At 52.1% G+C, this 16,182-nt stretch carries 12 protein-coding genes; 5 read left to right on the forward strand and 7 right to left on the reverse strand.

Features of this window, described 5'->3' with window-relative positions:
* Positions 1-47: 47 nt before the first annotated feature.
* From SK35_RS03250 to ebgR, 3 genes are all read right to left on the reverse strand, one after another.
* A complete protein-coding gene (locus SK35_RS03250; RefSeq protein ID WP_048215494.1) occupies positions 48-497 on the reverse strand; it encodes a beta-galactosidase subunit beta in 450 nt (149 codons plus the stop codon).
* On the reverse strand, positions 494-3,586 hold the full coding sequence (ebgA, locus tag SK35_RS03255; RefSeq protein ID WP_048215495.1) for a beta-galactosidase subunit alpha: 3,093 nt from the start codon (positions 3,584-3,586) through the stop codon (positions 494-496). Before ebgA ends, SK35_RS03250 begins: the two co-directional genes overlap by 4 nt.
* Before the next feature lie 207 nt (positions 3,587-3,793).
* Entirely contained in the window at positions 3,794-4,777 is a 984-nt protein-coding gene (gene ebgR, locus SK35_RS03260; RefSeq protein WP_032945068.1) for a transcriptional regulator EbgR, read from the reverse strand.
* A 209-nt stretch (positions 4,778-4,986) separates the two neighbouring features.
* On the opposite strand from ebgR, the gene SK35_RS03265 reads away from it, so the two are divergent.
* Complete coding sequence (locus SK35_RS03265) at positions 4,987-5,319, forward strand: tRNA-binding protein (protein ID WP_016157522.1); 333 nt, start codon at positions 4,987-4,989, stop codon at positions 5,317-5,319.
* A 77-nt stretch (positions 5,320-5,396) separates the two neighbouring features.
* Here the strand turns inward: SK35_RS03265 and ygjG are convergent, their stop codons facing one another.
* Entirely contained in the window at positions 5,397-6,776 is a 1,380-nt protein-coding gene (ygjG, locus tag SK35_RS03270) for a putrescine aminotransferase (protein WP_057067552.1), read from the reverse strand.
* Positions 6,777-7,206: 430 nt separating this feature from the next.
* Between ygjG and SK35_RS03275 the strand changes: the two genes are divergently transcribed.
* Positions 7,207-8,727 (forward strand): methyl-accepting chemotaxis protein, encoded by a 1,521-nt coding sequence (locus SK35_RS03275; RefSeq protein ID WP_048215496.1) that lies wholly within the window; start codon positions 7,207-7,209, stop codon positions 8,725-8,727.
* Positions 8,728-8,780: 53 nt separating this feature from the next.
* Here SK35_RS03275 and SK35_RS03280 read toward each other — a convergent pair whose 3' ends face one another.
* Entirely contained in the window at positions 8,781-9,461 is a 681-nt protein-coding gene (locus tag SK35_RS03280; protein ID WP_187426974.1) for a PadR family transcriptional regulator, read from the reverse strand.
* Positions 9,462-9,696: 235 nt separating this feature from the next.
* Here SK35_RS03280 and SK35_RS03285 point away from each other — a divergent pair, with 235 nt between their 5' ends.
* Positions 9,697-10,470 carry a siderophore-interacting protein gene (locus SK35_RS03285; protein WP_048215498.1) on the forward strand — a complete coding sequence of 258 codons (774 nt, stop codon included), beginning with the start codon at positions 9,697-9,699 and terminating at the stop codon, positions 10,468-10,470.
* Here the strand turns inward: SK35_RS03285 and SK35_RS03290 are convergent, their stop codons facing one another.
* On the reverse strand, positions 10,471-11,319 hold the full coding sequence (locus SK35_RS03290; protein WP_020996343.1) for a helix-turn-helix domain-containing protein: 849 nt from the start codon (positions 11,317-11,319) through the stop codon (positions 10,471-10,473).
* Positions 11,320-11,386: 67 nt separating this feature from the next.
* Between SK35_RS03290 and cfa the strand changes: the two genes are divergently transcribed.
* Positions 11,387-12,541: a cyclopropane fatty acyl phospholipid synthase gene (cfa, locus tag SK35_RS03295; RefSeq protein ID WP_048215499.1), complete on the forward strand. Its 1,155-nt coding sequence runs from the start codon at positions 11,387-11,389 to the stop codon at positions 12,539-12,541.
* A gap of 247 nt (positions 12,542-12,788) precedes the next feature.
* On the opposite strand, the gene SK35_RS03300 is transcribed toward cfa, so the two are convergent.
* Positions 12,789-14,447 (reverse strand): glycerone kinase, encoded by a 1,659-nt coding sequence (locus SK35_RS03300; RefSeq protein WP_048215500.1) that lies wholly within the window; start codon positions 14,445-14,447, stop codon positions 12,789-12,791.
* A 561-nt stretch (positions 14,448-15,008) separates the two neighbouring features.
* Between SK35_RS03300 and SK35_RS03305 the strand changes: the two genes are divergently transcribed.
* Positions 15,009-16,106 carry a glycerol dehydrogenase gene (locus SK35_RS03305; protein ID WP_003024745.1) on the forward strand — a complete coding sequence of 366 codons (1,098 nt, stop codon included), beginning with the start codon at positions 15,009-15,011 and terminating at the stop codon, positions 16,104-16,106.
* Positions 16,107-16,182: the final 76 nt, after the last annotated feature.

Below are 16,182 nucleotides of genomic sequence, written 5' to 3' on the forward strand. Positions count from 1 at the left end.
GATTATTATAGGGTACTGGCGGCGCAACGTCGGCGCCGCCTGTGTTTTTATTTATTATGAAAATAACCATCTTCGATGGTGACTTTGAGTACGACTTTTTTCACTGCGTTATTACAAATAAAACGATAGGCTTCATGGTTGTCACAAATAACCATTTGTCCTTCGTGCACTTCGACGGTTTTTCCACAACCTTTCAGATATTCGCGATCGGTTTCATCGCGATAATATTCAACCACCTGGAGATCCTCTTTGGCGGCATACTCTATTTTTTGCTGCCCTTGCAGGTAGTAATGGATCTCAAAATAACGACGATGACCGGTAAACAGCGCATCGGTCGCGGAGTCTGTCTCCACGCGGTAGCTCAGGGAATCACCGATAGAGTGGGCGACGCCTGACTGAATATTGTCAATATTTTCAATAGCCTCGACGCAGCGTTGCCATTTCCGACCTGAAGCATAGCGTTGCTGGAACTGCTCTAAGTTGTCGATGATCCTCATTTTGTATTCTCGCTGTGCATATTCGTGGAAAAGAACCCGGTGCCAAAGGCGCGGTTGGCGGTGGTTTGAGCGCCAGATTCGCTGCCGGAAATCGGCAACAACGTGAAGCCGTAGCTGAATGACGTAAACCAGACGCGCCAGGAATCGAGTACTTCACTTCCCCACGAGTTGGAACCTAAGCCCAGCAACTGGTGGTCCAGATTCAGGGTGATGTCATCGCTACGCTGTAGCGCGTTGCAGTGTTGTGCGGCAAAGATATTTTCTGGCGTATAGCGCCAGGCGCTCAGGTTGACAGGGCGCTGCGGAACCACCAGCAGACCGTTGCCGTGGCGGTTGGTTAGCGTTGCCCAGCGCACGTCCTGACGATTGCCGTTGTTTTGCGGGAAAGGATAATTTTCGAACATCTCATCCACGCTGCTGCGCCAGATGTCGATGATGTTGGCCTGCTGGCTATCGGCATAGTTTTCACCTGGACCACGTCCGTAATACGCCACCTGGCCCAAATCACCGTTGATGCCCATAGTGAAACCGATGCACGGAATAATGTCCCGGTACTCGCCGTAAGGCTGGCCAGAAAGTTCCACATTCAGCTGACCGTCCGCGGCAATACGCCAGCGATAGGTGCAGCGCATACCGAAATCGAATACCGGCGGGGCGATAATGGTCTGGCTGGTTATCAGCAGCGCATCATCGGTTTGCTCAAGGGTAAACTCGCGCAGATGCTCCTGCATAATCTGTAAATGATTCGGCTGCCAGAGACCTTCGAACTCTTGCTTGTGGTTATCAATGGTCGGTTTGAAGAAATTAATCTTCGGCTCGCGGGTAATCAGCTCTTCGCCATTGACGTTCCAGGCGATCGGTTTACCGGTCAGCTTTGAGAAGGTCAGATGGAAGTTATAACCGCGAACGGTGCAGCTCTGGCGGCTGTCTTCCAGCGTCAGAGGGTTGGCGTTTTGCAGGCTAAACGGTACGGCAGTCGCCGTTCTGGCCTTCAGCGGGAACTGATAAGTCGCGATGTGATGCCCGGCTTCGCTGTATGACGTGCGGGAATCTTTCGTCACGGTGACGTTAAGGAACGCTTCGCGCGCATCCAGCTCCGGCAGTGCGCATTGCAGCAGCGCGTCGCTGTTGGGAAGAACGTCGCGCAGTTTTATCTGCTGAACAGAGAGCGTATCTCCTTCGGCGCGAACCTCAATATGCAAGGTGTAGTCGTCAAGCGTGGTGAACCAGAGTTTGTTTTCTACCCGTAGCTCGCCGCGGGCCAGATCCTGTGCGCGCACTTTCACCAGCGCAATTACCTGCTTGTACTCTTTCAATCCCGGTCCTGGGGTTTGATCGGAATAAATCAGGCCATCAAGGCAGAAGTTGTAGTTGTTCGGATAGTCGCCGTAGTCGCCGCCATAGTTGTACCAGACGTTGCCGTCGTCATCTTTAGCCTGAATCCCGTGATCGCACCACTCCCAGACATAGTGCCCCTGAATGCAATCATGCTGATAGAAGACGTTCTGATATTCCGTTAGCCCGCCGGGACCGTTGCCCATGGCGTGAGCATATTCACAGATGATGCGTGGTTTAGGATGCGGATATTCACCAAACTCATTCATCAGCGGCACGCGGGTGTACATGGTGGAGATGATATCCACCACTTCAGCGTCACGATCTTCTTCGTAATGGATCAGACGCGTGTCATCCAGCGCTTTCGCAGCGTGATACATGGCGCGGATGTTACAGCCGTATCCGGATTCGTTACCGAGCGACCAGATGATGATCGATGGGTGATTTTTCTGCGCATGGACGTGGCGCACGATGCGCTCAACGTAGACATTTTCCCACAGTGGATCGTCGGTGATCCGACTGATATTGCCGATATTGGCGAAGCCGTGAGATTCAACGTCTGTTTCGGCCATCACGAACAGGCCGTAGATATCGCACAATTCATAGAAGCGCGGATCGTTCGGGTAATGGGCGGTGCGTACGGAGTTGATGTTGTGCTGCTTCATTAACAGCAGATCTTTTTCAACGCGATCCATACCGACAGCACGGCCCTTAAGATGATCGTTATCGTGGCGGTTAACACCATGCAGCATCACGTAGCGGTTATTGATGTAAAACAGACCGTCGCGAACTTTAATATCGCGGAATCCAACACGCTGTGGCACGACCTCAAGGATGTTGCCGCTGGCATCTTTCAGCGTCATCACCAGATGGTAGAGATACGGCGATTCCGCCGACCACTGCTGCGGCGCGCTAACCTTGAAATGAAAAGCGGTCTGCGTTTGTTTATCCACCTTCAGGGTGTTAATCACACCGCTATGCAGCGCCTTCTCACCGTCAAACAAGGTGTATTCCAGCGACGCTATCGCTGGCGTGGAGGCCAGGTTTTCCAGCGCAATGTCGCAGGAGAGGGTGGCGTCGCGATAGTCATCATCGAACTCGGTGCGAACGGTAAAATCCTGAATGTGGGTCGCCTGTTTGCCGACCAGATAGACGTCGCGGAAAATTCCCGCCGACCACCACATATCCTGGTCTTCAACGTAGGTGGAATCAGCCCATTGCATTACGCGAACGCACAGCAGGTTATCACCGGTCTTCACCACTGCGCTGATATCAAATTCGGCCGTCAGGCGACTGCCTTTGCTGAAGCCAACGTACTGACCATTCACGTAAACTTCGAAGTAGGTTTCTACGCCATCAAACTTAATCAGCGTCTGTTTGCCCTGCCAGCCTTCGCTGAGGGTGAAAATACGCTGATAGGCCCCGGTGGGGTTATTGGTCGGAACGTAGGGGACATCAATCGGGAAAGGAAAACCTTCGTCGGTATACTGCAGCTTGCCGTGTCCTTCCATCTGCCACATGCCGGGGACGGTGATGCTGCCCCAGTCACTCATAAACTGCGACGTAAAGGCTTCCGGTACCTGCAGCGGATGCTCAAAGAACTGAAAATTCCACTGACCGCTTAGCAGCTGAAAGAGGCTGCTGGTTTCGCGGGCAAACGAGCGAGCCTGCGCAACGGAGTCATAAGAGAAAAAATATGCGCGTGGCGCCAGTCGATTTTCGTGGGTGAGCTGAATGTTTTCCCAGCGATTCATAAGGCCTCCCGGTGGAGAAAAATCGGAACCATTCATTTTAATGGTGAGTAAGTGTGATTGATGGTGATTTTAGTAAAAGTTTTACTAAAATATAGCGAGTGAGGTGATTTACTTTAACTGGATCACGAAAATAATTCGGACGCGGAAAAGAATGCATGACAATGCGCGCCCGGCATCAGAAGAAACCGGGCGGGTTAGCGGGGGATTTTAGCGGGTGGTGCCGCGCAGTTTCAGCTTGCTGGGAACAAAAACCAGCAGGGGAAGCGCACGCCCGTCACGGGCTTTTTCGAACAGCAGGTTGACGCCCTGACTGCCCATCATTTCCGAATGAATGCGAACGGTGGAAAGCGGAGGAAAGGTGAAACGCGCCGTTGGGATATCATTAACGCTAATCAGCGAAATATCCTGCGGAATATTCAGACCACGCTCGTGGATGGCGCGCAGAACGCCAATGGCAATCGAGTCTGAAGCCACAAACAGGGCGCTGGGATAGTCGGGTTTTGCCAGCATTTCTTTAGCCAGTTCATAGCCTGATGAACTGGAAAAACCGCCGCGATAGATGTCCTGTTCAGAAACGACCTGCTGTAGACGACCGTATTCGACAAACGCGGCTTCGCGGATATCGGCCTTGCCTGGCTGGTCTTCGCCGCCGATGAAACCAATGCGGGTGACGCCCTGGGCAATGAAGAAGTCGATGCTCTCTTTGCTGATGCGGGCCAGATCGATATCGACGGCGTCATATTCGCTGCCGGATTCATGGAAATCGATAAAGCAGATGTTGTCGGTAAGCGCTGTTGCCGCCTCGCGCAGAGCGGGAGAAGGCTTGCCGACAATAAGAATGCCGGTAATGTGTTTGCTCTCCGGCAGCCCACTGTGCTCATAGCAGTTGGTCAGTTCGATCCCGAGTTTCTCACACTGGGTTTCAATCCCATGGCGGATCGCGAGGTAGTAAGGATCGTTGATTTCCAAATCTTGCTGATAGCTGTAGAGCGCCAGAATATGCTGGGGGCCGAGCGCGCTGGTCTGGTTCTTTCGGGCGCTGCTGGTTTTGTACTCCAGCTTTTCCGCGATCTCCAGAATGCGATGCTTAGTCTCTTCTTTTACATTCAGCGTGGGGTCATCGTTTAAAACCCGGGACACTGTCGCCAGGGACACGCCAGCTTCGATTGCGATGTCTTTAAGTGTTGCCATGTTTGCCTTTTCCCTGAGTTACCTGCGCATTGTAAATGAAGTGCTTATCTATTCATCTGTTTTCAGTAAAAAAAGCATGATTAATTGACATGCTCGGGGTAAAACTGGGCTTTCAGAGTGTGATGAGTACGTCATTTTCCCGCTTTTGAGAACAATGCCCGGAAAATATTTTGCTAGTATTTAGTAAAATTTTACCAAAGGAGAAAACAATGGATACCGTCGCATTTGCTGATTTTGCCCGAATGGAAATACGTGTTGGAAAAATCGCACAGGTAAAGCGCCATGACAATGCCGATAAGCTGTATATCGTACAGGTAGATGTGGGAGAGCGTACGCTGCAAACCGTAACCAGCCTGGTGCCTTACTACAGTGAAGAGGAGTTGATGGGCAAAACGGTGGTGGTGCTGTGTAATCTGCAAAAGGCCAAAATGCGTGGTGAGACATCAGAGTGCATGCTGCTGTGTGCGGAAACCGACGATGGCAGCGAAAGCGTACTGTTGACGCCAGAACGCCTTATGCCTGCTGGTGTGCGGATTGTTTAAGTTAGGCTAATTGCCGGATGGCGGCTGCGCCTTATCCGGCCTACAAAAGAGTGTCTTTTATAGGCCGGGTAAGGTTGTTACATTTGCTCCACGCTCACCCGTAATGCTGCCAGGGCTTTGCGTGTCGATCGCAATACCAGATCGCATTGCTCGATCGTTAACGTCAACGGCGGTTCGATGCGGATCGTCTTTGCATTGTTAAGCGTGCCGGCAACCAACACCCGCTGGCGGAACATCTCACTGGCAAAGTTGTAGCCGATTTCATTATCGACAAACTCAATCGCCATCAGCATGCCCTTGCCGCGAACATCATGTACCAGGTCCGGGTATTCCCGCGCAAGCTGACGGAAACCATCCAGCAACATATCGCCTTTCTGCTCCGCCTGAGCCGGTAAATTTTGCTCCAGCAGGACGTTAATGGTGGCCAGCGCCGCCGCACAAGCGAGCGGGTTACCGCCAAACGTGGTGGTATGCAGGAAAGGATTGTCGAACAGGACGGAGAACACCTCTTCGGTGGCAATGGTCGCGCCAATGGGCATCACACCGCCGCCCAACGCTTTGGCCAGACACATAATGTCGGGTTGCACGTTTTCGTGTTCGCAGGCGAACATCTTGCCGGTACGCCCCATGCCGGTTTGCACTTCGTCAAGGATCATCAGCGCGCCAAACTCATCGCAAAGTTTACGAACGGCAGTCAAATAACCTTGCGGCGGCAGGATCACCCCTCCTTCACCCTGGATCGGCTCGAGGATCACAGCTGCGACATCGTCACCGGTCTTTTTACACTCGCTGAGCATGGTGCGCATTGCGTTAATATCGCCAAACGGCACATGACGGAAGCCCGGCAGCAGCGGCATAAAAGGTTTACGGAAGGTGGATTTAGCCGTAGCGGACAGCGCGCCCAGTGATTTACCGTGGAATGCGCCGCTGGTGGCAATAAACGTAAATTTACCGCGCGGCGATTGATATGCTTTCGCCAGCTTCAAGGCGGCTTCAACCGACTCGGTCCCGCTGTTACAGAAAAAACTGTATTTCAGTTTACCGGGCGCCAGTGCGGCGAGGGTTTTTGCCAGCATGGCCCGCAGAGGGTCAAGTAACTCCTGGCTGTGCAGAGGTTGTTTCGCGAGTTGATTCTGTACGGCGGAAACCACGACTGGATTACGGTGCCCCACGTTGAAAATTCCAAAACCGCCCAGGCAATCGACGAACTCCTGCCCCTGGGTGTCGACAAGCGTATTCAGGCTTCCCGCTTGCCACTCTACGGCTCCGTAATCCCCGCCTGCAGTTACAGATTTTCGATACTCTAAGAACCCCGGATTGACATGCTCCTTGAAGTACTCAATCACCTCTTTGTTCAATGATTTCATTTCCTCATGATCAAGCGTGCGCTTTTCAATGAGATTCAGTGCGTGTGCGCTGCAGGCCAGGGCCGATGCGCTGGAAGGTAACCTGTTCAAAATATGCTCCCGGAGCTCGCGTATCACATGATACTGATTTAAGTATTGCAGGGATTGCGCCATTCCGGCGCGCTTAGCAAAAATCGGGATAAACACCAGGAAATATCTCATTTACGCAACATTTAATGCCATGCTTTAACATTTGCTGGCATTTTGCCCAGGTCAGAAGCCTGAAAACAGATCGAATAAACGCAAATTTGCGCTAAAAATGGGCAATATTTGCACTGTGACGGTGCGCTGGTAGAAGTGACGTTGAATAGTTACTAGATGAAAGTATTTTAAATCAATGGATTAGAATGCGTACAAATTTTGAGGTTTAATCGCAAATTGCGATCTAAATCAAATTTAACAACTAAAGATAAAAAAATTATCGCCGAAATAACATAAGCCGAAAGAGTTAACAACCAGATAACCTGCACAGGACGCAATCATGTCTTCTCATCCCTACGTTAGTCAGCAAAATACACCGCTGGATGATGATATCACCCTCATGTCTACCACCGATTTACAAAGCTATATCACCCATGCGAACGATACATTTGTCCAGGTCAGTGGCTATCAGCTGAATGAATTGCTCGATAAGCCGCACAATCAGGTTCGTCATCCGGACATGCCAAAAGCGGCGTTTGCGGATATGTGGTACACCCTGAAGCAGGGCGAGCCATGGAGCGGGATTGTGAAAAACCGGCGTAAGAATGGCGATCACTACTGGGTGAGGGCCAATGCGGTGCCGATGGTGCGGGAAGGACGCGTGACCGGGTATATGTCGATTCGTACCCGGGCAACTGACGAGGAAATTGCGGCGGTAGAGCCTTTATATAAAGCGCTGAACGAAGGACGTTGCAACCGGCTTATTCATAAAGGGCTGGTGGTACGCAAAGGCTGGCTGGGTAAACTGCCGGCGATGCCGATTCGCTGGCGGGTGCGCAGCGTGATGGCATTCCTGTTTGTCCTGCTAGCGGTCGCATTGCAGCAAATGGGCGCCGAATGGCCGTTACTGCTGATGAGCGCGTTGGTGATGGTGCTGGGAACGGCTATTTTCGAATGGCAAATTGTGCGTCCTATTGAGAATGTCACCCGTCAGGCGCTGAAAGTGGCGACCGGTGAGCGGAACAGCGTGTCGCATCTTAACCGTAGTGATGAACTAGGCCTGATGCTACGAGCAGTGGGCCAGCTTGGGTTAATGTGTCGCTGGCTCATTCACGACGTCTCCAGCCAGGTGAGTTGCGTGCGCAGCGACAGCGAAACGCTGGCGAAAGGCAGCGACGATTTAAACAAGCATACGCAGCAGACTGTCGAGAACGTGCAGGAAACGGTGACCACCATGAATCAGATGGCGGCATCGGTGAAACAAAACTCAGAGACCGCCGCCGCGGCCGATAAGCTCTCTATTGCCGCCAGCAGCGCAGCAACGCACGGCGGTGAGGCGATGGATACCGTCATCAAAACCATGGACGATATCGCCAACAGCACCCAGCGGATCGGCACCATTACGACGCTGATTAACGATATTGCCTTCCAGACCAACATTCTGGCTTTGAATGCTGCTGTTGAAGCCGCGCGGGCGGGCGAGCAGGGGAAAGGGTTCGCCGTGGTGGCGGGAGAAGTACGTCATCTTGCTAGCCGTAGCGCCAGTGCAGCCAATGATATTCGCAAGCTGATTGATGCCAGCGCTGACAAGGTGCAGTCCGGATCTGACCAGGTTCACGCCGCAGGGCGCACGATGGACGATATTGTGGCGCAGGTGCAAAACGTCACTCAGCTGATCGCCCAAATCAGCCACTCCACGCTGGAACAATCAGACGGTCTTTCCAGCCTGACCCGCGCGGTGAATGAGCTGAGCAACATTACACAGAAAAACGCCGAACTGGTTGAAGAGAGTGCGCAGATTTCCGCGATGGTGAAACATCGCGCGGGTCGTCTGGAAGATGCGGTTACGGTGCTGCATTAATACTAAAAATACAGGCGGAACGTCGGGCATACGGGTTCCGCCTGCTGTGCAGATTAATCCAGCTGAGTAATATCCAGCGCAGCGCGATCGATAATACCGATGATTTTTTTGATCTGCGCATCGCTGGTATCACCATGATTGACCCGTAGATCCAGCACAGCTTTGAAGTTTTCCAGCGCGCGTTTCATCTGTGGATTTTTGCGTAATTCAAAACCCACGCAGCGGGCTTTAATACGTTCGTGGATATGTTCCAGATGTTCACGGTTCTCATCCAGCCACTGCTGGCCCTGGGTCGTGATCGCAATCTGTTTACGCCCACCTTCCTCGTCGCGGACGGTGATCAGTGCCTGATCCTGCAAGAAATCCAGCGTTGGATAGATAACGCCCGGGCTTGGGGTGTAGTTACCCTGAGTCAGGGTTTCAATCGCTTTAATCAGTTCGTAGCCGTGGCTGGCGTCGCGGGTCAAGATATCCAGAATCACCAGGCGTAATTCGCCGTGGCCAAAGAACCGCTGACGACGACCACCGCCGCCACCACGACCGTGGCGATGTCCGCAACCCTGCTCGTGGTGATGTTCTTTGTTACAACCTTCATGGCGATGTTCTTCACCTTTGCAGCAACCTGCATGGTACTCGTTGTGGCGGCCTTCATGGTGATGTCCTTCACCCTTGCAGCAGCCTTCGTGTTGGTGCTCAGTGTGCTTACAGCAACCTTCATGATGGTTTTGCATCATCGTCTCCTGATGTTATTTAGATATATCTAATTTATATCTAAAAATTATCAGTTTGCAAGTCTACAAATTATATTCTGTATAACGTGATGATTATTAACTATTTTTATATGGGTGTGATAGCCGGGTAATCATAATTTAACTATATCAAAAAGTGCTTGCATTATTTTTGATTAGCAATCATTATCATTTAAAAAATCAATTTAGATATATCGTATTATCTTCACAAGGCGAAAAAATGACAAAAAACACCTCACGCTACCCACAGCGCGTTCGCAATGAACTGCGCTTCCGTGAACTTACCGTCCTGCGAGTAGAACGTATTAGCGCGGGTTTTCAGCGCATCGTACTGGGCGGTGACGCGCTGGACGGTTTTAGCTCGCACGGCTTTGATGACCATACCAAGGTCTTTTTCCCGGAGCCGGGCAGCAACTTTGTACCACCTGTCGTCACCGATGAAGGCATTGTCTGGGCGGACGGTGTACGTCCGTTATCCCGTGACTACACGCCGTTGTATGACGAAGCGCGCCATGAGCTGGCACTGGATTTCTATATTCATGACGGCGGCGTGGCAAGTACGTGGGCGATGAATGCCCGTGAGGGTGACAAGCTGACGATCGGCGGGCCGCGCGGTTCTTTGGTGGTGCCAGAGGATTATGCGTATCAGGTTTACGTGTGTGATGAGTCGGGAATGCCCGCGTTGCGCCGACGCCTGGAGTCGCTCAGTCGTTTAGCGGTACGTCCGCACGTCACGGCGCTGGTTAGCGTGCAGGATGCAGCGTACCAGGACTATTTAGACCATCTCGACGGATTTACCATTCAGTGGTTTATCGGTCATGACGAGCATGCGGTGGATGAACACTTATCGCGGCTATCGGTGCCCGCAGACGATTATTACATCTGGATCACCGGTGAAGGAAAGGTGGTGAAAAACCTGAGTGCTCGTTTTGAAACCGAGGCGTTCGATCAGCAACGGGTTCGTGCAGCGGCTTACTGGCATCAACGCCGTTAATCAGTAATTAGAGGGCGGAACGCCAAACGCCTGGCGGAATGCGTAGCTAAATGCCGCGGTACTTGAATACCCAACGTCGAGTGCCACGGCGGTTACGCTTTTATTTTTCTTCAGCATTAATACCGATTCAAGTATTCGCATTTTTTGCTTCCAGACGCTGAAGGGCAATCCGGTTTCTTTTTTGAAATGACGTGAAAAGGTACGGGCAGACATACCCAAATGCTGCGCCCAGTATTCAACCGAATGCTCCAGTGCGGGGGATTCTTGTATTGTTCGGCAGACTTTGGTTAATTCGCGATCCTGCGGCCAGGGTAATACAAAAGCGACTTCCGGGAGTTGCAGAATAATATCGACCAGCACACTAACCAGCTTGCCCTCTTTTGACTGACTATCATAATGGCCTGAAATTGAATTCGTGGCGTAATGAATAAACTCTCTGGCGAAATCACTGATAGCCACTACTTTGCATTCATTGATGCTCTCTTCAAGAAAACCCGGTTTAATATCCAGATTTTCTAAATATACATCATCTAATGCCCAAACCGCATGCTCCGTATTATTTGGGATCCAGATGCCATAATGCGCCGGGATTATCCAGCACTTACCGGCAACATCAATGCGCATGCTGCCTTTGCGGGCGAAATGAAACTGCATAAAAGAGTGTGAATGCTGCGGTACATGGTGGTTGGCTTCCAGGACATAAGAGCGAAAGAATACGTCCTGCGGCAGTTCGGTCATGGAGTTATCCGGGAAGGAGTTCCACTGTTTTTGCGCGAGAGTTTCCATAAATGAATCGTCAATGCTCCCGATGGTGTGTCCGCTGTTCGATAGATCTTGTCCGCGGATCATAATACATACACTCTTTTTTCCATAATAATCTTGCGTAATAATTTTTAGTCCACTTTTGGTAAATACCATGAACTCGCTTTGTTCAGATGCTGTCATCGTCAATGAAACAAATGATAACTGGACCCGAATGGGAAAAGAGCTGCTTTCGCAAGCGGATATCAGAATTAATGGCTCGCGCGCCTGGGACATTCAACTTCATCATACCGGTTTCTTTAAACGGGTATTGCAACAAGGCTCGTTAGGGCTTGGCGAAAGCTATATGGAAGGCTGGTGGGACTGCGAACGGCTCGATATTCTGTTCTGCAAAATCCTGAAAGCAAAACTCGACCAGCAGATGCCAGGTAATCTGAAAGATATTTTACGCATTGCCAGCGCACGCCTGTTTAATTTGCAGTCACGTAGCCGTGCATGGATCGTCGGTAAAGAACATTATGATATTGGTAACGATCTCTTTGCGCTGATGCTTGATCCGCATATGCAATATTCCTGCGGTTACTGGAAAGACGCGACCACATTAGACGAAGCGCAAAATGCCAAATTAAAAATGATCTGCGAGAAGCTGCAGCTTAAGCCGGGTATGCGTTTACTCGATATCGGTTGTGGATGGGGCGGGTTGGCAGAATATGCGGCGCGTCATTATGGCGTGGCGGTAGAAGGCGTTACCATTTCCAAAGAGCAGCAGAAAATGGCGCAGCAGCGCTGTGAAGGGCTGGACGTTAACATTCTGCTGCAGGATTATCGCGATCTTGATAAACACTACGATCGCATTGTGTCCGTGGGGATGTTTGAACACGTCGGGCCGAAAAACTACGACACCTATTTCAGCATCGCCGACCGTTGTTTAAAACCGGACGGACTGTTCCTGCTGCATACTATTGGCAGCAATAAAAAAGGGATGAGCGTCGATCCGTGGATCAATAAATACATTTTCCCGAACGGTTGCTTGCCGGCAATTTCCCATATTGCCGAGGCCAGCGAATCACGGTTTGTGATGGAGGACTGGCATAACTTTGGCAGCGATTACGATAAAACGCTGATGGCCTGGCATGAGCGCTTTAATCAGGCCTGGCCGGAGCTGTCTTCACGTTACTCCGCCACCTTCAGAAGAATGTTTAATTACTATTTATGTGCCTGCGCTGGGGCTTTCCGCGCCAGAGATATTGAGCTTTGGCAGGTGCTGTTTAGCCGCGGTGTAGAGGGCGGGATCCGCGTTTATCGTTAACGCACTGCCGGATGGCGGCGCAAGCGCCTTATCCGGCCTACATAGGTTTGCACTCGTAGGCCTGATAAGCGCAGCGCATCAGGCTGCGCAAAAGCCTTATCAGGCCTACAAAGGTTTGTACTCGTAGGCCTGATAAGCGCAGCGCATCAGGCTCTTCTTCGCCGGATGGCGGCGCAAGCGCCTTATCCGGCCTACATAGGTTTGTACTCGTAGGCCTGATAAGCGAAGCGCATCAGGCATTTATGGCTTAGCTCAATTCACTCTCTGCCAGCGCTTTAAATACCATTGCGACGGCATGCGCGCCGGGGTCCATATTTCCGAGCAGGCTTTCGCTGCTCAGATACGATGCGCGACCCGCATTGGCTTTGCTCGACAAACAGGTTCGTTCGGCTCCCGCTTGCGCGGCGTCGAAGGCGGCCTGCAGATTTTGCGGCTGCGTGAGCAGCGAAGTCAGAGCCGGTTGCAGCGCATCAATCATGGTGCGATCGCCTTCGTCTGCGCCGCCGTAAAACTTCATCTGCGCCAGTCCCGTATTCAGGGCTTCGGCAACGTTAGCTCCCTGTTCCAGTTTCTGCCCGGCAGCGGTAAAGAAAATAGACATCAGCACACCGCTGGAACCGCCCATCACCACGGTCAGACGTTCGCCAATCAGCGCAAACAGCGTGGCAAGGTTATCCAGCGGCAACTGCTGACGATGCAACAGACCGGCAATTTCGCGCGCGCCTGCGGCAAAGGTTGAACCGGTATCGCCATCGCCGACTTTGGCATCAAGCGCATTAAGATGGGTCTCCAGATCGGAAAGGGTTGTGGTGACAAGTTCCACAATCCCGGCCACCAGGGCGTTCGCCGAAGGCTGGAATTCCACGCGTGCGCTACGCTGAGATGACGGTACACAGCTGATTTCACGCGGTGGGACCGGCGTCGGCCAGTTACTGGTTTCCACCTCTGTGAGCAGCGCTTTTTCGATGCTCTCTTCCAGCACGATGGCCGTCAGTGAAAAGCCTTTCATATCCAGCGCGGTGACCAGCGAGGCCGGGCCAATCAGCCAGTCGATACGCGGATGCAGCGGGCTGCTGGCCAGTTCGCGGGTAATGATGGCCATTTCGGCAACAGAAACGCCGCCAAGATTGTTAATCATCACCGCCAGACGGCCGGTTTCAGGCAGGGCGGCCAGCAGTTTATCCACCATCAGGTTCACCACCTGCGCACTGTTCTGGGTGTCGATGACCGAGGCGCCTGGTTCGCCGTGAATGCCCATACCCAGCTCCGCGTGGCCCGGATGATGACGCGGGGCGGCGTCGGTTTCTTGCGGCAAATGACAGCTGGAAAGCGCAACACCCAGACTGAAGGTGTTATTGGCCGCGTATTGCGCTTCACGCAGGACGGTGGCGAGGTTGTAGCCGCGTTCGGCAAAATAGCCGGCGATTTTATGCACCAGGATGGTTCCCGCAATGCCGCGCGGGTGTTTGTTATCCGGCAGGGAGATGTCATCGCCGACAATCAGCATTTCAACGTTGTAACCAAGGCGACGGGCTTTCTCGGCGGCAAGACCGAAATTAAGACGGTCACCGGTGTAATTTTTCACGATCAACAAACAGCCCGCCTCACCGGTTACCGCCTGAATGGCGGTCAGTACCGCATCTACGCTCGGGGAAGCGAACACGTCGCCACAGACCGCGGCCGTTAGCATACCTTTACCGATAAACCCAACGTGCGCGGGTTCGTGCCCTGAACCGCCGCCGGAAATGACCGCCACGTTATTTTTGTTAAGGTCACGGCGGACCACGATGCGAATAGCCGGATCGCTTTCCAGACGCGCCAGATTATTCCACGGGCTGGCGATAATCGTACCGTCGATGACGTCGCTCACGAGATGGGTGCGTTGATTAAAAAAGAATTGAGACATAACGGCTCCTTGAGGTTGAGTGTAAGACAAACCCCCGGAAGCATGGTCATGGTGCGGAGGCGATAGAGAGATTCTGGCGAAGTCAGCGTGGAAAAAAACAACGTTAAAATGAGTTTCATTACGGAACGTTGTTATTGTTTTTTGTTCCGAAATGAAACCGAAAAGAACGGGGAACGACCACAATGCGAGCTTGCTCGACTTTTTCCTCTCGCGATGAATGCAGGTCACACTGCACTGTCAGCTTTTTTTTACCGGTATTTTGGCAAGTGAGTGGGTAAAAGAGAAAGTGAGATTCGTCTGTGCCGGAGATTTGGTGGTAAATGAACGGATCGGGATCGCAAACCTTATATTTTTTATGGTTAAGCGTTCCAATATGAAACATGTGTTGTTTTTATCTGTTTCATATCAGAACAAAAAGACGAAAGATTTTTTTGTGCACGCCTCGCCATACAGTTATTGCATCGCTCCGGTACCTCCCGTTTTCGCCGTCAGCATCAGGCTAAACAGGTTAACGCCAGGGCTCACCATGTAAAAACATGTACTTATTTGAGGATGAAAGGAATGCTAAAAGTTATTCAATCTCCAGCCAAATATCTCCAGGGTCCTGACGCTTCCACCTTGTTTGGTCAATACGCTAAAAATCTGGCGGACAGCTTTTTCGTGATTGCGGATGACTTCGTGATGAAGCTGGCGGGAGAGAAGGTACTAAACGGCCTGCACAGTCATGACATTAGCTGCCATGCGGAACGCTTTAACGGTGAATGTAGCCATGTTGAAATTAATCGCCTGATTGCCATTTTGAAACAGCACGGTTGCCGCGGCGTGGTTGGGATTGGTGGTGGGAAAACGCTGGATACCGCCAAAGCGATTGGCTACTACCAGAAGTTGCCGGTGGTGGTGATCCCGACTATCGCGTCTACCGATGCGCCAACCAGCGCGCTGTCCGTTATCTATACCGAAGCCGGTGAGTTTGAAGAGTATCTGATCTACCCGAAAAACCCGGATATGGTAGTGATGGACACTGCAATCATTGCCAAAGCGCCGGTACGTCTGCTGGTGGCCGGGATGGGCGATGCGCTCTCGACCTGGTTTGAAGCGAAAGCCTGTTATGACGCCAGAGCGACCAGCATGGCGGGCGGACAGTCCACCGTGGCGGCGCTGAGCCTGGCGCGCTTGTGCTATGATACCCTGCTGGCGGAAGGCGAGAAGGCACGCTTTGCCGCGCAGGCCGGCGTGGTGACCGATGCGCTGGAGCGTATTGTCGAAGCTAACACTTACCTCAGCGGCATCGGTTTTGAAAGCAGCGGTCTGGCAGGGGCGCATGCGATCCACAACGGCTTTACGATTCTGGAAGAGTGCCATCATTTGTACCACGGTGAAAAAGTCGCCTTTGGTACGCTGGCGCAACTGGTGCTGCAAAACAGCCCGATGGAAGAGATCGAAACCGTGCTGAATTTCTGTCAGAAAGTAGGCCTGCCGGTAACGTTAGCGGAAATGGGCGTGAAAGAAGACGTTGACGGCAAGATCATGGCCGTAGCAAAAGCGACCTGTGCAGAAGGTGAAACCATCCACAATATGCCGTTCCCGGTAACGCCTGAAAGCGTACATGCCGCTATTTTGACGGCAGACCTGCTGGGACAGCAGTGGCTGGCGCGTTAATCAGTCGTCGGTAGGTTTTTATCCGGCATCTTCTCCCCCTCTGACAGTCTCTGCCGGAGGGGTTGTCTATGGTTAA

This window comes from Citrobacter sp. MGH105, from assembly GCF_001037485.2.
GTDB classification, from domain to species: Bacteria; Pseudomonadota; Gammaproteobacteria; order Enterobacterales; family Enterobacteriaceae; genus Citrobacter; species Citrobacter portucalensis.